Source organism: Saccharospirillum salsuginis, from assembly GCF_014651855.1.
Taxonomy (GTDB): Bacteria; Pseudomonadota; Gammaproteobacteria; order Pseudomonadales; family Natronospirillaceae; genus Saccharospirillum; species Saccharospirillum salsuginis.
On the sequence record NZ_BMXR01000007.1, the window covers coordinates 102,525 to 123,295 of the forward strand.

16 protein-coding genes are annotated in these 20,771 nt (G+C 60.8%); 11 read left to right on the plus strand and 5 right to left on the minus strand.

Features of this window, described 5'->3' with window-relative positions:
* Positions 1–45: 45 nt before the first annotated feature.
* Together galK and IE111_RS14505 are read right to left on the minus strand one after the other, a co-directional pair.
* On the minus strand, positions 46–1,197 hold the full coding sequence (gene galK / locus IE111_RS14500; RefSeq protein ID WP_189609996.1) for a galactokinase: 1,152 nt from the start codon (positions 1,195–1,197) through the stop codon (positions 46–48).
* A complete protein-coding gene (locus tag IE111_RS14505) occupies positions 1,197–2,246 on the minus strand; it encodes a UDP-glucose--hexose-1-phosphate uridylyltransferase (RefSeq protein ID WP_189609998.1) in 1,050 nt (349 codons plus the stop codon). The genes galK and IE111_RS14505 overlap by 1 nt, the downstream gene beginning before the upstream one ends.
* Before the next feature lie 173 nt (positions 2,247–2,419).
* Between IE111_RS14505 and IE111_RS14510 the strand changes: the two genes are divergently transcribed.
* The 4 genes from IE111_RS14510 to murI all read left to right on the plus strand — a co-directional run bounded on the left by IE111_RS14510 (position 2,420) and on the right by murI (position 6,645).
* Complete coding sequence (locus IE111_RS14510) at positions 2,420–3,436, plus strand: LacI family DNA-binding transcriptional regulator (protein ID WP_189610000.1); 1,017 nt, start codon at positions 2,420–2,422, stop codon at positions 3,434–3,436.
* A gap of 319 nt (positions 3,437–3,755) precedes the next feature.
* Positions 3,756–4,049, plus strand: a complete 294-nt coding sequence (locus IE111_RS14515) for a hypothetical protein (protein WP_189610001.1) — start codon at positions 3,756–3,758, stop codon at positions 4,047–4,049.
* Positions 4,050–4,349: 300 nt separating this feature from the next.
* Positions 4,350–5,471 carry an alanine dehydrogenase gene (ald, locus tag IE111_RS14520; protein WP_189610003.1) on the plus strand — a complete coding sequence of 374 codons (1,122 nt, stop codon included), beginning with the start codon at positions 4,350–4,352 and terminating at the stop codon, positions 5,469–5,471.
* A 388-nt stretch (positions 5,472–5,859) separates the two neighbouring features.
* Positions 5,860–6,645, plus strand: coding sequence for a glutamate racemase (gene murI / locus IE111_RS14525; protein WP_268245032.1), 786 nt, complete (start codon positions 5,860–5,862; stop codon positions 6,643–6,645).
* Positions 6,646–6,664: 19 nt separating this feature from the next.
* Here murI and IE111_RS14530 read toward each other — a convergent pair whose 3' ends face one another.
* Positions 6,665–6,919, minus strand: a complete 255-nt coding sequence (locus IE111_RS14530) for a DUF2164 domain-containing protein (protein WP_189610007.1) — start codon at positions 6,917–6,919, stop codon at positions 6,665–6,667.
* Between the two features lie 158 nt (positions 6,920–7,077).
* Between IE111_RS14530 and IE111_RS14535 the strand changes: the two genes are divergently transcribed.
* From IE111_RS14535 to IE111_RS14565, 7 genes are all read left to right on the plus strand, one after another.
* On the plus strand, positions 7,078–8,367 hold the full coding sequence (locus IE111_RS14535) for an ABC transporter substrate-binding protein (protein WP_189610009.1): 1,290 nt from the start codon (positions 7,078–7,080) through the stop codon (positions 8,365–8,367).
* Between the two features lie 86 nt (positions 8,368–8,453).
* The gene (locus tag IE111_RS14540) at positions 8,454–10,280 is read left to right on the plus strand and encodes an ABC transporter transmembrane domain-containing protein (RefSeq protein ID WP_189610011.1); all 1,827 of its coding nucleotides are present in this window, start codon (positions 8,454–8,456) and stop codon (positions 10,278–10,280) included.
* Between the two features lie 354 nt (positions 10,281–10,634).
* Positions 10,635–12,263 (plus strand): BCCT family transporter, encoded by a 1,629-nt coding sequence (locus IE111_RS14545; protein ID WP_189610013.1) that lies wholly within the window; start codon positions 10,635–10,637, stop codon positions 12,261–12,263.
* A 380-nt stretch (positions 12,264–12,643) separates the two neighbouring features.
* Positions 12,644–13,723, plus strand: a complete 1,080-nt coding sequence (locus tag IE111_RS14550; protein WP_189610015.1) for an ABC transporter ATP-binding protein — start codon at positions 12,644–12,646, stop codon at positions 13,721–13,723.
* A gap of 77 nt (positions 13,724–13,800) precedes the next feature.
* Complete coding sequence (locus IE111_RS14555) at positions 13,801–14,898, plus strand: ABC transporter substrate-binding protein (protein ID WP_189610017.1); 1,098 nt, start codon at positions 13,801–13,803, stop codon at positions 14,896–14,898.
* 106 nt (positions 14,899–15,004) lie between these two features.
* A complete protein-coding gene (locus tag IE111_RS14560) occupies positions 15,005–16,270 on the plus strand; it encodes an ABC transporter permease (protein ID WP_229805372.1) in 1,266 nt (421 codons plus the stop codon).
* Positions 16,271–16,273: 3 nt separating this feature from the next.
* Positions 16,274–17,125 (plus strand): ABC transporter permease, encoded by an 852-nt coding sequence (locus IE111_RS14565; protein WP_189610019.1) that lies wholly within the window; start codon positions 16,274–16,276, stop codon positions 17,123–17,125.
* 157 nt (positions 17,126–17,282) lie between these two features.
* On the opposite strand, the gene IE111_RS14570 is transcribed toward IE111_RS14565, so the two are convergent.
* Complete coding sequence (locus IE111_RS14570) at positions 17,283–17,789, minus strand: glycine cleavage system transcriptional repressor (RefSeq protein WP_189610021.1); 507 nt, start codon at positions 17,787–17,789, stop codon at positions 17,283–17,285.
* A gap of 2 nt (positions 17,790–17,791) precedes the next feature.
* Positions 17,792–20,683 (minus strand): aminomethyl-transferring glycine dehydrogenase, encoded by a 2,892-nt coding sequence (gene gcvP, locus IE111_RS14575; RefSeq protein ID WP_189610024.1) that lies wholly within the window; start codon positions 20,681–20,683, stop codon positions 17,792–17,794.
* Positions 20,684–20,771 lie beyond the last annotated feature (88 nt).

Genomic DNA, 20,771 nt, shown 5'->3' on the forward strand with positions numbered 1-20,771 from the left:
CAAGTCCATTGGCGGGGCGCGTTTTCACTCCACCCGGGCGCTAATTCAAGCCCCCGGAAAAGCACCGTCCACGGGGTGGCAAATGTGCACGCTGGGTTCGATGCCGTATTCGACGGCATAGCGTGCCCGCACGATGCCGACAACTCCTTCGACCCGGCTTTCCGGTACCAGGGCGACCACGCAGCCACCGAAGCCGCCGCCGGTCATGCGCACACCGCCCTGGGAACCGAGCGTCTCGGAAATCATCGCCACCAGGCCGTCGATGGGAGGGACGGTGATCTCGAAATCCTCGCGCATCGACGCGTGGCTCTCCGCCATCAGGCGCTGGATGCGCGACCAGTCGCCACTCTCCAGCGCATCGGCCGCCGCCAGGGTGCGGGCGTTCTCGGTGATGACATGGCGGGCGCGGCGGTAGGTGACGTCGTCCATGTCACCGCGGTAGTGTTCCAGCCGTTCCATATCGGCGTCTCGCAAGGCCTGAACATCCATGATATGAGCCGCTTCTTCGCACTGGAGCCGCCGGGTATTGTATTCACTGCCGACCAGGCCGCGCTTGACATTCGAATTGACGATCACGATGGCGGCATCGGCCGGCATGGCCACCGGCCGGGTCGCCAGGCTGCGACAGTCGATCAGGGCCGCGTGCCCCTGTTGTCCGCGAGCGGAAATCAATTGATCCATGATGCCGCATTGGCAGCCGACAAAGTCGTTTTCAGCCTTCTGGCCGATAATGGCGGCCCGGGTACCGTCCAACGGCTCACCGCTGAGCCCGGTCATGGCTTTGGCGGTGACGATTTCCAGTGAGGCTGAGGAACTGAGCCCCGCGCCCTGGGGCACATTGCCGGCGATGACCAGGTCCGCACCGCTCAATCGATAGCCTTCGCTGAGGAGTACCTGGCAGACGCCGCGAATATAGTCCGACCAGGGGGCGTCCAGGTCCCGGGAGATCGGGGCGTCCAGATCGAATTCCGACCAGGCTTCGTCCAGATCCAGCGCGCACAGCCGAACCGTTCGATCCGGGCGGGTGCGTCCGGCGATGACGGTGTGATAATCGATGGCGGCCGGCAGGACGAAGCCGTCATTGTAGTCGGTGTGTTCGCCGATCAGATTGACGCGTCCCGGCGCCTGGAACGTCGCCTGTGCCGGGGCGCCAAACAGACGCTCGAAGCCCGATCGGGTTCGGTTCAGTAAATCCATCAGCGGGCCTCCTTGTAATGGATGTCGCTCAGCGATTGCAGCCGTTCGGCGGCCTGTTCCGGCGTCAGGTCACGCTGGGGTTCGGCGAGCATTTCATAGCCGACCATGAACTTGCGCACGGTCGCGCTGCGCAACAGTGGCGGGTAAAAATGAGCGTGTAACTGCCAATGGCCGGCATCGGAATCATCGCAGGGCGCACCGTGCCATCCCATGGAGTAGGGGAAGGCGGTATTGAACAGGTTGTCGTAGCGCGTGGTCAGCCGTTTCAAGGCGTCGGCCAATGCATCCTTCTCCGCATCGTTCAGTGCGTTCAGATGCGGACGGTGCGCTTTCGGCAACAACAAGGTCTCGAACGGCCAGGCCGCCCAGAAGGGCACCACGGCGATCCAGTGCTCGTTCTCCACCACCGTGCGCCGGCCGTCTTCGGCTTCGCGTCGGGCGTAATCCAGCAGCATCGGCGAACCGCTTCGGTCCAGATAGTCCTGCTGGGATCGGTCCTCGCGGGCCGGCAGCGACGGCAGGCTGGTATTGGCCCAGACCTGACCGTGCGGGTGCGGTTGGGAGCATCCCATGACCGCGCCCTTGTTTTCGAACAACTGCACCCACCGATAGTGGCGGCCGAGGTCTTCCAATTGTTCGACCCAGGTGTCCACCACGCGCCGAATAGCCGGTAACGGAAGTTCCGGCAACGTCTTGGCGTGATCCGGACTGAAACAGATGACCCGGGCCTCACCGCGTTCGGCGCGAACCCGCATTAACGGGTCATCGTCGCCTTCGAATTCCGGCCCGTCCGGCATCAAGGCACCGAAATCGTTACCAAAAACAAAGGTGTCCTGGTACTCGGGATTATGATCACCGGAGATGCGCTCGTTGCCCGGACACAGATAACATCCCGCGTCAAAGGAGGGGAGTTCGACATCGTCCGACGCTTCGGTCTGACCCTGCCAGGGGCGCTTGGCACGGTGCGGGGACACCAATACCCAGTCATCGCTTAGCGGGTTATAGCGGCGATGCGGGTGATCGGTCGGGTCGAATGACGTGGTCTTCATAGTCGTCTCCTAAAGCAATGGCGACCAGTCTATCGAATTTGAAAACGTTTTCAAGCATCTCAATCCCACGCCAAACCCGACGCATCGTTGTAACCCGGGGGGAAAGCGGTCAAACTTGCGGTGGAAACCGATTTCGAGCCCAGCCACAACGACCAGAACCAGGAGCACCATCCTTGGCCAACATCAAAGATGTCGCTAAAGCCGCCGGCGTATCCGTCTCCACGGTGTCCCGTGTCATCAACCACTCCGCCTCCGTGGTACCGGAGAAACGCCAGGCCGTCCTCGCCGCCATGGACGAACTGGACTACCGGCCCAACACCCTGGCCCGGGCCCTGGTCAGCAACAAATCCAACTGCATCGGCCTGCTGGTCGGCGAAATCGACTCCCCCTTCTTCGCCCAACTGATGGCCGGCGTCCACCGCGTCGTCCTCGACGCCGGCAAACACGTCATCGTCACCGCCGGCTACCACCACCCCGAGCACGAACGCGAATCCATCCGCTTCCTGCTCGAACGCCGCTGCGACGCCCTGGTCGTCCACTCCAAGGCCTTGCCCGACGAAGAACTCATCAACCTGCTCGAACAAGACGTACCCATCATCATCATCAACCGCCTGATACCCGGCTGGGAACACCGCTGTGTCTACCTCGACAACGAATACGGCGCCTACCTCGCCACCCGGCACCTGCTGACCAAGGGCCACACCAACATTGCCTACATCGGCACCAACATCGCCATCGAAGACGGCGCCGACCGCGTGCACGGCTACCGTCGCGCGCTCGAAGAATTCGGCATCGAATTCGACGAACGCAAACTGGTCAAAGCCTTCCCCGACGAAGAAGGCGGTCATTACGCCATGGCCGAAGTCATGAGCCGCCGACTCGGCGTCACCGCCGTCTTCTCCTACAACGACGCCATGGCCGCCGGCGCCATCACCATGCTTCAGGACGCCGGCCACCGAGTCCCCGAGGAAATCTCCATCGTCGGCTTCGACGACGTCATCCTCGCCCGACTGCTCAACCCCCGGCTCACCACCATCCGCTACCCCATCCACGAAATGGGCGCCCTCGCAGCCCGCATCGTCCTGCACGACCTCGACCCCAAAATCCCCAGCGTCGAGCAACCACTCAGGTTCACCCCGAGATTGGTTGAACGACATTCCGTCAGAGATGTCAGTTTGGTGGGAGCTTAACAGCCTAATTGAAGTCAGATGACGGAATTGGCGTTGGTGGTCGCAACAAGCGCATTGGCGGTTTGAGTGTTGATAGTGGAGGCACTGGTTTGAGCGACGGATGCCGGTGGTTCCCCATCGGGGAAGTCCGCAGCAAGGATGCTGCGGTCTAGGCCCCATGGACGGGTTGAGTGGGCGGCATACCGCACGACCCCGAGGGGGAACCACCGGTAGCCGGCGCGGGTTCCTGGCACGTATCTTCCCGAGCCGTCGCCAAACCAACCACCTAACGACGCTATTTGGTAGAATACTTCAAGGAACCACCGACCAGGAGAAACCCATGAATCAGAGAGAGCGGATGATCGCCTGGTTCTCCGACCAGATGGACCATCACCGCATCCACTTCGCCGACACCCACCAAATGTACGACTTCGACGCCCCAGACAACCGCGCCGCCGAACGCCTGCTGTGCGAAGGCGACCGCCACTTCCGCCTCCTGTTCAACCGACCCGTCTCCCCGCTCGAACTCAACGAAGCCTTCTACAGCGCTTGCTACTACCGCAACAAAGTCGACCGGATCGCCCGGGAACGGCCCTGGTGGCACCGTTTTTTGCGCTGGATCTCATCGCCATAGCCGCCTAACCGTCCCGCCAGCGTGACAGACCCGCCATACAGCCCGTGACAGGCCTGTCTTGATCATCGCCTTGAGGTTATGAAAGAGGATTATCCTGTAAATGGAGTGGTTTTCAGGATTATAGGTGGTGGGGGCTCCATTCTGTATTAAAAAAGCGGCTAATCGGCCCGTGATTCAGTGCCTCTTTCGAGGCATCTCTTTCTATACTGATCGGCATCCGAAACGCCGGTCCGTCACCGTCTCCCACGGATGACCGGCCCGAACAACCACAAGAACCGACCAGCCTCAGGGGGTTTCAGCATGAAAGTAGGTGTACCCAAGGAAATCAAAAACCACGAATACCGCGTCGGCCTGACGCCGACCGCCGTCCGTGAATTGGTGCATAACGGCCACGACGTCGCCGTGGAAACCCAGGCCGGTGCCGCCATCGGCTTCACCGACGACGAATTCAGGACCGCCGGCGCCGAGATCCTGCCGACCGCCGAAGCCGTTTTCGACTGGGCCGAAATGATCGTCAAAGTGAAAGAGCCGCAGGCCGTCGAGCGCAAAATGCTCAAGCCACACCACACCCTGTTCACCTACCTGCACCTCGCCCCCGACGTCGCCCAGACCCGCGACCTGATCGAATCCGGCGCCACCTGCATCGCCTACGAGACCGTCACCGACCGCCACGGCCGGTTGCCGCTGCTCGCGCCCATGTCCGAAGTCGCCGGCCGTATGTCCATCCAGGCCGGCGCTCACTGCCTGGAGAAAGCCCAGGGCGGACGCGGCCTGCTGCTCGGCGGCGTACCCGGTGTCGAACCGGCCAAAGTCACCGTCATCGGCGGCGGTGTCGTCGGACAGAACGCCATCGCCATGGCCATCGGCCTGGGCGCCGAAGTCGTCGTTCTCGACAAGAACATCGACACCCTGCGCGCGCTTGACCATCAATATTCCAACCGCATTCGTACCGTGTATTCCACTCGCGAAAGCGTCGAGCAACACGTTCTCGAAGCCGACCTCGTCATCGGTGCCGTCCTCATTCCCGGCGCCGCCGCCCCGAAACTGGTCACCGCCGAGATGATCAAGCGCATGAAGCCCGGCGCCGTACTCGTCGACGTCGCCATCGACCAGGGGGGCTGCTTCGAAACCTCCAAAGCCACCACCCACGCCGAGCCGACCTACATCATCGACGACGTGGTCCACTACTGCGTCGCCAACATGCCCGGCGCCGTCGCCCGCACCTCCACCATGGCCCTGAACAACGCCACACTGCCGTTTACCCTGGCCATCGCCAACAAAGGCCCGAAACAGGCCATGCTGGACGATGCGCACCTGTTGAACGGGTTGAATGTGTGCAAAGGCAAGTTGACCTATAAGAGTGTTGCTGAGGACCAGGGGCTCGAGTTCGTTGAGGCGAAGGCGGCTTTGGAGCAGTTGTAGGGGTTGTGGTTTGTGTGTTGGATTACGGACCTTCGGTCCTAATCCAACCTACTGACCCACGGTGCGCGATGCGCACCCTACGGTTGGCGGATCACGCTGTCGCTCTTCCGCCCTACAGGTTAACGCCCAACATGAGTTGGGTTTGGTTGGGAATCACCACCTGACTCAGCGACAGGGGAGGGGGTTAACCTAGCCAGGGAAGTGGGCAGCAGGGATGCTGCCGTCTAGCCTACAGGGAGGTATTGAGTGGGCGGCACACCGCGCGACCCTGGATGGGTTTGCCCCCTCCTCTGGCGCGGACCATTGCCACCAGCGTCCAACCTCCCCAGTTTACTTGCGTTCAAACTCGCCGTAGTCTTGCCTGCCACGAAGGCAAGGGGGTAGTCATGTGATCGGCGTTTTTGATTCTGGAATCGGTGGTTTGACCGTCCTGGCCTGGATCCGTCAGCGCCTGCCGGACGCCCCCCTGGTCTATGTCGCCGACCAAAAACACAATCCCTATGGCTCCAAACCCGATTGGGCTCTGCAGCAGCGCTGCGACAGCATCGCCGACTGGCTCATCAACCAGGGCGCCACCGTCCTCGTCGTCGCCTGCAACACCGCCACCGCCCATTGCATCGACGCCCTGCGCAAACGCCACAGCATCGTCATCGTGGGCGTCGAGCCCGGCATCAAGCCGGCCGCGCTGGGCTCCCGCTCCGGTTCCATCGGCATACTGGCCACCGAAAACACCCTCGCGTCCGAGCGTTATCAGTCACTCGCCGCCCGGTTCAACCCCAACACCCGCATATTTAATCAATCGTGCCCGCACCTGGCCGACGCCATCGAACTGGGGCCCGACAACCCCGACATCGACCGTTTGCTGCACGAATACGTGCCCGGTCTGGTTGAGGAAGGCGTCGATCGCCTGGTACTGGGGTGTACGCACTATCCGCTGGTGCGCTCGAAGATTCAGGCCCTGACCGGGGAGCACATTCAGTTGATCGACACCGGGGAAGCCATCGCGGCCGAAGTGGGCCGTCGCTATCAGCCGGAGCCGGCCGCCGTCTCGACGCGATTGATCACGACCGGGTCATTGGAGCGACTGGAACGGCTGATCGAGGCGTGGCCCATGTTGAAGGACGCATTCGGGAATGCGGTGTGCGAAGTCGCCCCGGAAGGATTGGCTGGTTAGCCGGGCCGTTCTCCGCGCATCAGGGCTCCGGTTGTTCCAACGCGTAAACGTCATCCTCGATCCGCGCGTGGTACTCCCGCAACAGCGCCAGAGCCGATTGTATGGCCTGGTTGTGGATCGCTGGAGTCAATTGTTCGACGAAATAGTCGACCACCGAATCAGCTTCAAATTGCCCCAGTTCCAGGTTTAATTCACTCTCGAACCACCGTTGAACGCCCTGATTCAGGGTTTCACGGGCTTCCTTGGTCATCAGCGGGCGGGTCGGGTCGTTCATGGCGGCGGTCCTGTGCGTGCAAATGGGGCGGTCACTGTAAAATGATGTGTCGGGGTGGTCAAAAAGGGTGCGGCTTGGTTTATAATGCCATCTTAAACGTTTAAGAAAGCGTTTGATTCGACACACAACAATCACAACAAGACGAAACGAGGGCCGTTATGCAAGTCAGTCAGCTGTCCGTTCGCACCTGCCTTACCCTTTTATTGACCGCCATCCCGGGCTTTTTGATGTCGGGCGCTGCTACGGCTGCCCAGATCACCATCGCCTGCGGTGCTGTCGGCATGGAGCGGCAACTGTGCGAGGAAGGGGCCGCACGTTGGTCGGAACAAACCGGCCACGACGTGGAAGTCATCGCCACACCGGAATCCTCCACCGAACGCCTGGCGATGTATCAACTGTTACTGCGCGAGCGGCACGACACCGTCGATGTCTACCAGATCGACGTAATCTGGCCCGGTTTGCTGCATGAATACCTGCTCGACCTGTCGCCGTACATTCCCGACGAGAATGCCTTCTTCCCCAATCTGATCGCCAACGACACCATCAATGGGCGGCTCATCGCCTTGCCCTGGTACGTTGACACCGGTCTGTTGTACTACCGGAAGGATTTGCTCGACCAGTACGGCTACGACGTTCCCGCCACCTGGTCGGAGCTGGAACGGATCGCGACCGACATTCAAGCCGGCGAGCGTCCGCAGAATCGGGAATTCTGGGGGTATGTCTGGCAGGGCAGCGACTACGAAGGCCTGACTTGCAATGTCGTCGAATGGCTGGTCAGTCACGATGCCGGCAATGTCGTCGACGAAGGCCAGACGGTGACATTGAACAACGACAAAGCCGTCAAGGCGCTGGCCACGGCCGCCAACTGGGTCGGCAAGATCACATCACCGGCCGTGCTCGGCTATCGGGAAGAGGATGCCCGGGCGCAGTTCGAGGCCGGCAATGCCCTGTTTATGCGCAACTGGCCCTATGCCTGGAGTCTCGGCAACAATCCGGAGACCTCGGATGTGGCCGGCAAGATCGGCGTGACCGTGCTGCCGCGCGGCGACGAAGGGCAACCCACCGGGGCGCTGGGCGGCTGGCATCTGGGCGTGACCAAAGCGACCAAAAACCCGCAACTGGCCGCCGATCTGGTGCGTTTTCTGACCAGCGAAGCCGAACAGCGTCGCCGGGCGGAACACGGTTATCTGCCCACGCGCAGCGCACTCTACGAAGATACGGCTCTGACGTCGCAAAACGCCGTGTTTGAACCCGTCGGGCAGGCATTGAACAACGTAGCCTTGCGTCCATCCTCCTCGACCGGTCGTATCTACAAATACGTCTCCCGCTACCTGTCCCAGGAAACACACGATGTCCTGGCCGGTGAAAAATCGGCCGAGGCCGCGGTCGAATCGATCTCCCGCCGCATCGTCGAGAAGAGCCTGGGCGACTTTTCCATGTTGCGCTAAGACATAAGTCACTTTTTCAGGGGGCGGGGCTTGGTAATCGGGCGCCGCACCCTGATCTCGACAAGGTTTCATAACAGGAAGCCGTCATGTCGACCCAGTCCCCGGATTCGAACCAACCCGATCCCACCCGTGTGCAGGCACCCGAAGCGCCGCGGGTGCCCTTCGGTTTTCTGGCCCAGCTGTGGCCTTATCTGCGTCGCTATCGCGGCATCATGACCGGTGCCGCGGCGGCATTGATCCTGACCTCTCTGCTGACCCTGGCGCTGGGGCAGGGCGTACGCCTGGTGATCGACCAGGGTATCCTCGCCGAATCGATCGGCGCGCTGAACCGGACGCTGGGGCTGGTGATGGTCCTGGTCGTGGCTATGGCTGTCGGTACCTTCATCCGTTTCTATCTGGTGACCTGGCTGGGCGAGCGCGTCTCGAACGACCTGCGCGCCGATGTGTTCTCGCACCTGGTGCACATGCACCCCAGCTACTTCGAGGAAAACAAAAGCGGCGAGATCATGTCGCGGCTGACCACCGATACGACCCTGTTGCAGTCCATCATCGGCTCCAGCCTGTCGTTCGCGTTGCGCAACCTGCTGACCGTAACCGGCGGTTTGATCATGTTGCTGGTGACCAACCTGAAACTCTCCGGCGTTGTCCTGCTGGGCGTGCCGGCCATTCTGATTCCGGTGCTGTGGATGGGGCGCCGGGTACGCACTCTGAGCCGTCGCAGTCAGGACACCGTGGCCGATGTCGGCACCTATGCCGGCGAAATCATTCGCCAGATCAAAACGGTGCAGAGCTATGCTCGTGAAAGCTTTGAAAAGGCCGCTTTCCAGCGTGAGGTCGACGAGGCCCTGAACGTGGCTCGCCAACGCATCCGTCAGCGTTCCATCCTGATGGCGGTGGTCATACTGCTGGCCTTCACCGCCATCGCCGCCATGGTCTGGGTGGGCGGTTACGATGTCATGACCGGCCAGATGACCGGCGGTGAGCTCGCCGCCTTTGTCTTCTATGCGGTGATGGTGGCCTTCGGCGTCGCCGGGGTGTCCGAAGTGTATGGTGAGGTGCAGCGGGCCGCCGGTGCGACCGAGCGTTTGATCGAATTGCTGGCCGAACCGTCGCTGATTACCAGCCCCGCCGAACCCGAGGCTGTCAATGCCGACAGTCCGGTGCATCTGTCGCTGCGCGATGTCACCTTCAGCTATCCGAGCCGGCTCGACCGACCGGCGCTGGACGGCGTGACGCTCGATATCCGTCGCGGCGAGACCGTGGCTCTGGTCGGGCCCAGCGGCGCCGGCAAATCGACCTTGTTCGAGCTGCTGCTGCGCTTTTACGACCCGCAACAGGGGACCATTGAATTGCTGGGCCGGGACGTTCGGCGGGTCACTCTGGACGCATTGCGCGAACATATGGCGCTGGTCCCCCAGCAACCGGTTCTGTTCAGCAACGATGTCTGGCACAACATCCGCTATGGCCGGCCGGACGCACCGGATCAGGCTGTGATCGATGCCGCGCGGGCCGCCAACGCCTATGATTTCATCCAGGATTTGCCGGACGGATTCAACAGCGATCTGGGTGAGAGCGGTGTACGTCTCAGCGGCGGCCAGAAGCAGCGACTGGTGATTGCCCGGGCCATCCTCAAGGATCCGGACATCCTGTTGCTGGACGAAGCCACCAGCGCGTTGGATGCCGAGAGTGAATTCCAGGTCCAGCGGGCGCTCGACAAGCTGATGAAGAACCGAACCACGCTGATCATCGCCCATCGATTGTCCACTGTGCTCGGCGCCGATCGCATCGTGGTCATGGACCAGGGTCGGGTCATCGCCGAGGGCAGCCACCAGGAACTGCAGCGGAACTCGCCACTTTACCGGCGGTTGGCCGAATTGCAGTTCGGCGAGCGACTGGAAACCGTGGACGACTGATCAGTTATTATCCAATGACCCCTTCCGGACCGTGGCTTTCGAAACCCGGTCCGACTTTTAACCCCGCTCCAGCCTGAAAGCGACCTTTCATTCGCCATTTCCGTCGCGCTCTTCCAAATCCCGACCGATGCGTTAGTGTGTATTTGTTACAGTCGTAAAGAGGGGTTTTCATACCGCTCGGGGTTGTAAAGAAAGCGTCTGACATTTATTGTTTAGACCACAAAATAAAGGCCGGATAAAAACGTCTATACTGAGCTTCGCCGTGTGGAGGGGTGATGTTGGGCGTGTCCGTCCGGGCGCCCACCGGGTCCACTCGGTGGATGAAGTACTTACATTTCAGAGTAGGGGACTTAAATGACCGAAAACACGGATATGATCCCTCCCGAAGGGAAGGCGAATCCGATCGACACCGACTATCAGGTCGGACAGGACAATGTTCAGTTCAACATTGGCCCGTTCGGCCTCGACATCCACAACCGGGTGTTCATGATTTCGGGCCTGACGATCGTCGCCTTTGTCTTTCTGACGCTGGCCTTTCAGAGCAGCGTGGGTCCAATGTTCGAAAACTTGCTGTCCTGGCTGTACACCAACTTCGATTGGTTCTTCCTGTTGAGCGGCAACATTTTCGTCTTGGCATGCCTGGCACTGGTTGTCTCGCCCTTCGGTAAGGTGCGTCTGGGCGGTACCGAAGCCAAGCCGGACTATACCTACCCCGGCTGGTTCGCGATGCTGTTCGCCGCCGGTATGGGCATCGGCCTGATGTTCTATGGCGTCTCCGAGCCGATGAGTCACTTCCAGACGGCCGTCGGCGGTACCGCTGCGGAAGAAGGCATGCGAACGGACTGGGCTCCGCTGGGTGCGGCCGAAGGCGACAACGAAGCCGCGCGTCGTCTGGGTATGGCGGCCACGATCTATCACTGGGGTATGCATCCCTGGGCGATCTATGCGGTGCTGGCTCTGGGCCTCGCACTGTTCGCCTACAACAAAGGGTTGCCGCTGACCGTGCGCTCCATCTTCTATCCGATCCTGGGTGAACGGGTATGGGGATGGCCCGGCCACGTCATCGATATTCTGGCCGTATTCTCGACCATCTTCGGGCTGGCGACATCGCTCGGCCTCGGTTCGGCTCAGGCCACCGCCGGCCTGAATGCCCTGTTCAACATTCCCGACGGGAACACGACCCAGGTGATCCTGGTTCTGTGTATTACCGCAGTGGCCCTGGTTTCCGTGGTCGCCGGGCTCGACAAGGGCGTCAAGCGACTGTCCGAGATCAACATGGGTCTGGCGTTGCTGTTGCTGTTGTTCGTGATCATTGTCGGTCCGACTCTGGCCATCATCACCGGCTTTTTCGGCAACCTGTGGTCCTACGCGCAGAATTTCCCCGGGTTATCGATGCCGTTCGGGCGGGAAGACGCCAACTTCAGCCAGGGTTGGACGTCCTTCTACTGGGCCTGGTGGATCTCCTGGTCACCCTTCGTCGGCATGTTCATCGCCCGGGTCTCCCGTGGCCGAACCGTCCGTGAATTCATTGTCTGCGTGTTGTTGATCCCCTCCGCCGCCTGTGCGCTGTGGATGACCGCCTTCGGCGGCACCGCGATCAGCCAATACGTCAATGAAGGCTATGAAGCCGTGGTCAATGCCGGTCTGGACCTGCGTCTGTTCGAGATGCTGGCCGCCATGCCGCTGGCTCAAATCACGTCCTTCATCGCCATCGTGCTGGTCATCGTCTTCTTCGTGACCTCGTCGGACTCCGGTTCGCTGGTGATCGATACCATTACCGCTGGCGGCAAGATGGAAGCACCGACACCCCAGCGCGTGTTCTGGGCCTCTTTCGAAGGTCTGCTGGCCGTTGCGCTGATCGTCGGCGGCGGGCTGACGGCGTTGCAGGCGATGGCGGTGTCAACGGGTCTGCCGTTCACCATTATCCTGCTGGTCGGATGTTTCTCCCTGTACAAAGGGTTGGCATCCGAGCCGAGGACTTGAGGTCGAGTCGTTGACCGATAGAAAACGGGCCCGGTGCGGCCCGTTTTTTGTATCTGGACCGAAAATTGCTGTACCTGATTGACTTGATGAACGCGCCCGGTCGCCCACGGGTCTATGCTTGCCGTTGGTGCATTGGCGGCATGGTCCGCACCTTGGCGATGCGCGTATTTACTTTGAGCTCTCAACACCTGTTAGGCCCATGCCGGTAAGGCTCCGGACTCATGAACCGGTGGGCATGCCGCAAAGAGGCAATGTCCGCGTCCAATTACGGAATTGTAGGGATTCTTTGAGAAAAGACGGTGGACGGACGAAGGCCAGCCTGTTATTTATAGGTATAAGGGTATCGAGCGACCCAAAACCCAGCATAGGAATAATAAGAAGTGGAACCGTTCGCGCAGTTTAAAAACGTACAGAAAAGTTATGATGGTGAAACGCTCGTCGTAAAAGATTTCAACCTGGACATCTCGCCCGGCGAATTCGTCACACTCCTCGGGCCATCCGGCTCGGGCAAGACAACCTGCCTGATGATGATGGCTGGTTTCGAGACACCCACCCACGGTGAAATCCTGCTTCAGGGGTCACCGATCAACAGCCTGCCGCCCCACAAGCGCGGCATCGGCATGGTGTTTCAGAACTACGCACTCTTCCCGCACATGAGCATTGCCGAAAACCTCGCCTTCCCGTTGGAAGTACGCGGGTTGAGCAAGGCCGAGACCGAAGAGAAGGTCGCCAAGGCCTTGTCCATGGTCCAGTTGACCGGTTTCGAGGGCCGGCGCCCGGCACAGTTGTCCGGCGGCCAGCAACAGCGGGTCGCCCTGGCGCGCGCCCTGGTGTTCGACCCGAAACTGGTGTTGATGGACGAGCCCCTGGGGGCGCTGGACAAAAACCTGCGGGAAGAAATGCAGCTTGAGATCAAGCACATCCACGAGCAATTGAACGTGCCGATGATCTACGTGACCCACGATCAGGCCGAGGCGCTGACCATGTCCGACCGCATCGCCGTGTTCAACGATGGTGTGGTCCAGCAGCTGGCGACGCCCGATGTGCTCTACGAAGCGCCCGAGAACGCCTTTGTGGCCCAATTCGTGGGTGAGAACAACCGCTTCATCGGCGACGTCGTATCGCTGGATGCGGATCGGTGTCAGGTCAAGGTGAACGGCGATTCGGTGATCGATTGCCTGCCCGTCGCGGTCACCGAAAATGGCAATCATTCCACCTTGTCGATTCGTCCCGAACGGGTTGTCATCAACCCGGACGAGGGTTCGTTTCCCAACATCTTCGAAGCCGAAGTCAAAGACGTGATTTACCTGGGTGATCACCTGCGCACCCGCGTTAGTGTCTGCGGTAACGGAGATTTTGTGGTGAAAACACCGAATGCCGGCGGCAACGGTGCATTAAAGCGTGGCCAAAAGGTTCGTGTGGGCTGGTCCCTGACGGATTGCCGCGCGCTCGATGCGTAACAACGCATTCGATTTTCGAAAACAACAATAACTCAAACCGGGTCAACCCCGGTTCCAGACAATCAGGAGAGCTACCCATGAAAAGCATGAAGCTGACCACAGGTAAAACCCTGGCCGGGATCGTAGGACTGTCACTGGCCGCCGCAGCGGCACAGGCCGACACTCTGAACATCGTATCCTGGGGCGGCGCCTACACTGCGAGCCAACAGAAAGCCTACCATGAACCCTGGATGGAGCAGACCGGGGACGAAATCGTCAACATCGACCGCTCGGCCAATGGCCTGGCCGGTCTGCGTGCCCAGGCACAAGCGGGCAACATCACCTGGGACCTGGTCGACATGTTGCCGGCCAACGCCATGATCGCCTGCGACGAAGGCCTGATCGAACCGATCGACCATGACACCCTGCTCAAAGCGGCGCCGGACGGCACACCGCCGACCGAAGACTTCATCGACGGTTCCCTGACCGAGTGCTTCATCCCGCAGATCGTCTACTCCAACGTCATCGGTTTCAATTCCGATGCGTTCCCGGAAGACAACCAGCCGTTCCTGATGGAAGACGTCTTCGACGTGGAAAACTTCCCGGGCAAGCGTGCGCTGCAGAAAGCACCGATCAACAACCTGGAATGGGCTCTGGTCGCCGACGGTGTGCCGGTTGAAGACGTCTACGACGTGCTGGAAACCGAAGAAGGCGTTCAGCGTGCCTTCGCCAAGCTCGATACCATCAAGGATCACGTGATCTGGTGGGAAGAGGGTGCCCAGCCGCCGCAACTGCTGGCCGACGGTGAAGTCGCTTTCGCTTCCGCCTATAACGGTCGTCTGTTCAATGCCGCTGTCAACGAAGGTCAGCCGTTCGAAATCATCTGGGACAACCAGGTCTTCGAACTCGATGGCTGGGTGGTACCGGTCGGCAAGATGGACAAAGTCCGGGACTATCTGGAATTCGCCACCGATACCCAGCGCCTGGCGGATCAGGCCAAGTACATCTCCTACGGCCCCGCTCGCGAGTCTTCCGCGGCCCGCGTCAGCACCCACGCCGAAACCGGTGTGGACATGAAGCCGCACATGCCCACCTACGGTCCGAACTTCGCCACCGCCATCCAGAAGAACGATGCGTTCTGGGCGGACTACGGCGATGAGCTGAGCCAACGTTTCAACGCTTGGCTGGCTCGCTGAGTTCGTAACCGATAGCGCCCGGCCGCCTGGCCGGGCGTGACCACTGTTTTAGGTTCGCCGGTACCCACAGGTCCGGCGATTTCCCCAGACCGAACAGGATTCCGATGTGACTCAGAATGACATGGGACAGGCCCCGGTCCTGACCACGGCCGATGGGTTGCCGTTAAAGACCAGTCTCATGCGGACGACCCGCCGCCACCGTATACGTGCTTTTTTGCTGGTCGCTCCCTTGTTGCTGTTTTTGGTGGTTGCATTCGTGCTGCCGATTCTCGATATGCTTAAACGCAGTATCGAAAATCCGGAAGTACACAATCATATGTCTCGCACCGTCGAAGCACTCGAGGGTTGGGACGGCGAATCCATCCCGGACGAACCGGTATTCGCCGCACTGGTGCAGGATCTGGTGGAAGGCGGTGAAGCCCGCACCATCGGTACCGTAGCCAGCCGATTGAACTACGAAGCCTCCGGCATGCGATCGTTGATCATGAAAACCTCGCGTCGGGCGGGCCGTATCGAAGAAGGCCCCTATAAAGCGGCCGTGATCGACATCGACGAGGATTGGGCGGATGTCGATACCTGGCGCCTGATCGAGCGCGAGTCCGATCCCTTTACGCTTTCCTATTATTTGTCGGCCGTCGACATGCGTTACGACGCCGAAGGCAATATCGTCGACCAGCCGGACTACCTCAAGATTCATAACGCCCTGTTCATCCGCACCTTCTGGATGAGCGCGGCCATCACCGGGTTGTGTCTGGTGCTCGGCTATCCCATCGCCTTTTTGCTGGCGAACACGCCGTTGCGGTATTCCAACCTGTTGATGATTCTGGTGCTGTTGCCGTTCTGGACATCATTGCTGGTGCGCACCACGACCTGGATCGCCATTCTGCAACAGCAGGGGGTATTGAACGATCTGTTGGTCGGTATCGGGCTGATCAGTACCGACAATCGATTACAGATGATCTACAACAAGACCGGCACCATGGTCGCGATGACCCACATCCTGTTGCCGTTCATGATTCTGCCACTCTATTCGGTGATGAAGACGATTCCGCCGCACTATATGCATGCGGCCCGATCACTGGGTGCGCGCCCCTTCCTGGCGTTCCGGCGGGTCTATTTCCCGTTGACGATCCCGGGCATCGGCGCCGGTTCCATCCTGGTGTTTATCCTGTCGATCGGTTACTACATCACGCCGGCCCTGGTGGGTGGACAATCGGGTATCTTCATCACCAATTTCATCGCTTATCACATGCAGACCTCGTTGAACTGGGGGCTGGCAGCGGCGATCGCGTCCATCCTGTTGTTTGTGGTGATCGCTTTCTATCTGGTATACAACCGAGTCATCGGTGTCGACAACGTGAAGTTGGGGTGAGGCATGGCTGTACCTTCCTACGCAACCCGAGGCGAGCGCATCTGGTATTACCTGTTCCGGGTGATTTGTGCCGCCATTTTCCTGTTTCTGGTGGGCCCCTTGCTGGTCATTATTCCGCTCAGCTTTAATTCCGAGCCGTATTTCACCTTCACCGATTCGATGCTCGCGCTGAAGCCGGAAGGGTATTCGCTGCGCTGGTATCAGGAATTCTTTACCAGTTCAGCCTGGCTGAACGCGATCAAGAACAGTGTCATCATCGCCATTGCTTCGACCTTTCTGGCGACGATATTGGGGACAACGGCGGCGCTCGGTTTGTCGAGCCGGAACATGCCGTTCCGCAATACCATCATGGCGTTGTTGATTTCACCGCTGATCGTACCGCTGATCATTTCGGCGGCCGCGATGTTCTTCTTTTTCTCGCGCATCAATCTGACGCAAACTTACCTGGGCGTGATACTGGCGCACACGGCACTGGGGATTCCCTTCGTGGTGATCACCGTCACGGCCACGCTGAGCAGTTTCGACCACAGCCTGACGCGCGCCTCGGCCAGTCTCGGCGCCGGGCCGGTACGGACCTTCTTCAAGGTGATTCTGCCGTTGGTGACGCCGGGGGTTGTATCCGGTGCCTTGTTCGCCTTCATCACGTCGTTCGATGAGGTGGTGGTCGTGCTGTTCGTCAGCGGACCGGAACAGCGGACGATTCCGATTCAGATGTGGTCGGGTATTCGCGAGCAGATCAGCCCCACGATTCTGGCCGTGGCGACCATGATGGTGACCCTGTCGATTCTGTTGTTGACCACGCTGGAATTGTTGCGGCGTCGGTCGGAGCGGTTGCGTGGGTTGTCTCCTGGCTAGACTTCGTAGGGTGGGCATTGCCCACCTTGTTGTCGGTGGCGCAATCGTCAATATCGGCACTCAATAATGGTGGGCAGTGCCCACCCTACAAGAGCGTAGGTCGGGTCGGTCCGACGTCTCGGTAGCGCGAAGCGCGTAACCCGACTTTAACCTTCCCTCATTCCCCCAACTTCGCATCCACCATCAAATCCGGCGACAAGCCCTCCAGCCCACTCACCACTTTCTCGATGGACTGGTCCTCGGTTAATCCCACCTCGACCACGGCCTTGAACAAGACCCCGCCGCTCATCGATGCCGGCTCCACTTCGGTGCTCAGGTCGATGACGTTCACATGCATCACCGCCAGCGCCCGGGTCACTTCCCGGACAATACCGGGGCGGTCGTTGCCGACCACCTCGATGGTGTAGGCCTGTACCGTTTCGGTATCGGCTTCGCCGACTTCGATCTGAATGCTCAACCCGTCGTCGCGCAGCGCCTGCAGGGCCTGCTGCAACGGGCCATAGTGATCCTGCTCCAGTTGCACACGGATGATGCCGGCGAAGCGGCCGGCCATGGTGGCCAGTCGGCTTTCCAGCCAGTTGCCGCCTTCGGCCTCGATGACGGAGGCGATTTTTTCCACGATGCCCGGCCGGTCCGACGCCATCACGCTCAATATCAATTCCATGGTCACTCCTCTATATAGCTGTCCGGGCTCGGACAGGAACAAAACAGGTTGCGGTCGCCCCAGACGTCGTCCACTCGATTAACACTGGGCCAGTATTTGCCCTGGGACACCCAGGGCAGCGGGAAGACGGCGGTCTGACGGTCGTAAGGGCGTTGCCAGTCGTCGATGAGGTCCTGCTGGCTGTGCGGCGCCTGGACCAGGGGGTTGTTGTCCGCCGGCCATTCGCCGCGTCCGACCTTGTCGATTTCCTGGCGGATCCGGATCATGGCGTCGACGAAGCGGTCCAGCTCGGCCAGGCTCTCGCTCTCGGTCGGTTCCACCATGAAGGTGCCCGGTACCGGGAAGCTCATGGTCGGCGCATGAAAGCCGTAGTCCATCAGTCGCTTGGCCACATCGACCTCGGTGATACCGGTCTCCGCCTTCAGTGGCCGAAGGTCCAGGATGCATTCGTGCGCCACCCGGTGGTTTCGGCCGGTGTAGAGAATGGGATAGTGGTCCTTGAGCCGGGCGACCAGGTAGTTGGCGTTCAGCAGAGCCACCTGGGTGGCCAGGCGCAATCCCTCGGCGCCGAGCAAGCGGATGTACATCCAGGAAATCGGCAGAATGGAGGCGCTGCCGAAGGGCGCAGCGGAGACGGAACCCTGGTCGTTCATGTCCAGCATCGAGCCGACCACCGGGTGACCGGGCAGATAGTTCGCCAGATGTGACCGGACGCCGATCGGCCCCATTCCCGGACCACCACCGCCGTGCGGAATGGCGAAGGTCTTGTGCAGGTTGAGGTGGGCGACATCGGCGCCGATGGCCGCCGGGCTGGTGACACCGACCTGGGCGTTCAGATTGGCGCCGTCCATGTAGACCTGGCCGCCGGCTTTATGGATGGTCTCGCACAGCTCGCGAATGCCTTCCTCGTACACACCGTGGGTGGAGGGGTAGGTGACCATCAGACAGCTCAGGCGGTCGCCGGCGTCCGCGACTTTGGCGTGCAGGTCGTCCAGGTCCACGTTGCCTTCGGCATCGGTTTTCACCACGACGACCTTCAAACCCATCATTTGCGCCGAAGCCGGGTTGGTGCCGTGGGCGGACTGGGGGATCAGGCAGATGTCGCGCTGGCTCTCACCCTGGGCGGCCTGGTAACGGCGAATGGCCAGCAGGCCCGCGTATTCACCCTGGGCGCCGGAATTCGGCTGCATGCTGATGGCGTCGAACCCGGTGATGGCGCGCAGCATGGTGTCCAGTTCCTCAAGCAGCACGCGGTAGCCCTTGGTCTGGCTGCGCGGCGCGAACGGATGGATGCGGCCGAATTCGGGCCAGGACACCGGGATCATCTCGGCCGTGGCATTCAGTTTCATGGTGCAGGAACCGAGCGAGATCATCGAGTGGGTCAGTGCCAGGTCCCGGTTTTCCAGCCGTTTCAGGTAACGCAGCATCTCGTGTTCGCTGTGGTGGGTATTGAATACCGGGTGTTGCAGGTAGTCCGAACTGCGCTCCAGGTTTTCGGGCATGAAGGTGGTGCCCTGGTCGGTGATCTGTTGGTCGATCTCGGCGACGTTGAAGTCGTGATCGCCCATCAGCACATCGAACAGGTCTTCCACATCTTCCCGGCTGGTGCATTCATTCAGGCTGATGCCGAGCGTTCCCTTGGGGTCGATGCGCAGATTGATCTGTTTGGCCTCCGCGCGTTCCAGGATCAGGTCGCGGTTGCCCTGGGGGTCGATGGTCAGCGTATCGAAGAAATGGCTGTTGACGATGTGAATGCCCTTGGCTTCCAGGCCTTCGGCTAGAATCCCGGTCAGACGGTGAATGCGCTGGGCGATGGTGCGCAGACCGTCCGGCCCGTGGTAGGCGGCATAGAAGCCGGCCATATTGGCCAGCAGCACCTGGGCGGTACAGATGTTGGAATTCGCCTTCTCGCGGCGGATGTGCTGCTCGCGGGTCTGCAGGGCCATTCGCAGGGCCGGCTTGCCGCGGGTGTCCTTGGAGACGCCGATCAACCGGCCCGGAATGCTGCGTTTGAAGTCATCCCGGCTGGCGAAGAAGGCGGCATGCGGACCGCCGAACCCCAGCGGCACGCCGAAGCGCTGGCTGTTGCCGAGCACCATGTCCGCGCCCATTTCACCGGGCGATTTCAGCAACAGCAACGCCATCAGGTCGGTCGCGACCACGGCCAGGGCGTTCTTTTCATGCAGTTGGCCGATCACCGGCTCCGGGTCGCGTAATTCGCCGTTGGCACCCGGGTATTGCAGCAGGGCACCGAACACGTCCTGGTCCGCCGCTGTCTCCAGCGGGCCGGTGACGATTTCGAACCCCATGTATTCGGCGCGGGTGCGCACCACGTCCAGCGTTTGCGGCAGGACGTTTTCGTCGACAAAGAAAGTCATCGATGTGTTGCGGCGAGCGCAGCGCTTGGCCATGGCCATCGCCTCGGCGGCGGCCGTGGCTTCGTCCAGCAGGGAGGCGTTGGCCAGGTCCATACCGGTCAGGTCGGCGACCATTTGCTGGTAGTTGATCAGCGCCTCGAGCCGGCCCTGGGCGATTTCCGGTTGGTAGGGTGTGTAGGCCGTGTACCAGCCCGGGTTTTCCAGGACATTGCGCAGGATGACGTTTGGCACCTGGGTGTCGTGGTAGCCGAGGCCGATGTAGCTCTTGAACACCTTGTTCTGGCGGGCGACGGCCTGCAGGTAGTCCAGAGCGTCCGCTTCGCTGGTGGCGCGCTCAATGTTGAGATCCGCATCCAGCCGGATGGATTCGGGCACGATCTGCCCGGTCAGATCCTCCAGGCTGTCGGCCCCCGCGGCGGCCAGCATCCGGGCCTGATCGGCTTCGTTGGGGCCGATATGGCGGCGGATGAAATCGTCTTTGGCTTCCAGTTGATCGAGCGAAATAGGTGACGTCATGGCGATCGGTCTCGGCTGAATATAGGCAGGGTGGCCGGGGTGGCCGGCACGGCGACTCGGGTCCGGTGTGGGCGGGTTCCGCGAAGGC

Coding starts and splice junctions, on each gene's coding strand:
- galK (WP_189609996.1), bottom strand. CDS start 1,197: ATGGATTTACTGAACCGAACCCGATCGGGCTTCGAGCGTCTGTTTGGC.
- IE111_RS14505 (WP_189609998.1), bottom strand. CDS start 2,246: ATGAAGACCACGTCATTCGACCCGACCGATCACCCGCATCGCCGCTAT.
- IE111_RS14515 (WP_189610001.1), top strand. CDS start 3,756: ATGAATCAGAGAGAGCGGATGATCGCCTGGTTCTCCGACCAGATGGAC.
- ald (WP_189610003.1), top strand. CDS start 4,350: ATGAAAGTAGGTGTACCCAAGGAAATCAAAAACCACGAATACCGCGTC.
- IE111_RS14530 (WP_189610007.1), bottom strand. CDS start 6,919: ATGAACGACCCGACCCGCCCGCTGATGACCAAGGAAGCCCGTGAAACC.
- IE111_RS14535 (WP_189610009.1), top strand. CDS start 7,078: ATGCAAGTCAGTCAGCTGTCCGTTCGCACCTGCCTTACCCTTTTATTG.
- IE111_RS14540 (WP_189610011.1), top strand. CDS start 8,454: ATGTCGACCCAGTCCCCGGATTCGAACCAACCCGATCCCACCCGTGTG.
- IE111_RS14545 (WP_189610013.1), top strand. CDS start 10,635: ATGACCGAAAACACGGATATGATCCCTCCCGAAGGGAAGGCGAATCCG.
- IE111_RS14555 (WP_189610017.1), top strand. CDS start 13,801: ATGAAAAGCATGAAGCTGACCACAGGTAAAACCCTGGCCGGGATCGTA.
- IE111_RS14565 (WP_189610019.1), top strand. CDS start 16,274: ATGGCTGTACCTTCCTACGCAACCCGAGGCGAGCGCATCTGGTATTAC.
- IE111_RS14570 (WP_189610021.1), bottom strand. CDS start 17,789: ATGGAATTGATATTGAGCGTGATGGCGTCGGACCGGCCGGGCATCGTG.
- gcvP (WP_189610024.1), bottom strand. CDS start 20,683: ATGACGTCACCTATTTCGCTCGATCAACTGGAAGCCAAAGACGATTTC.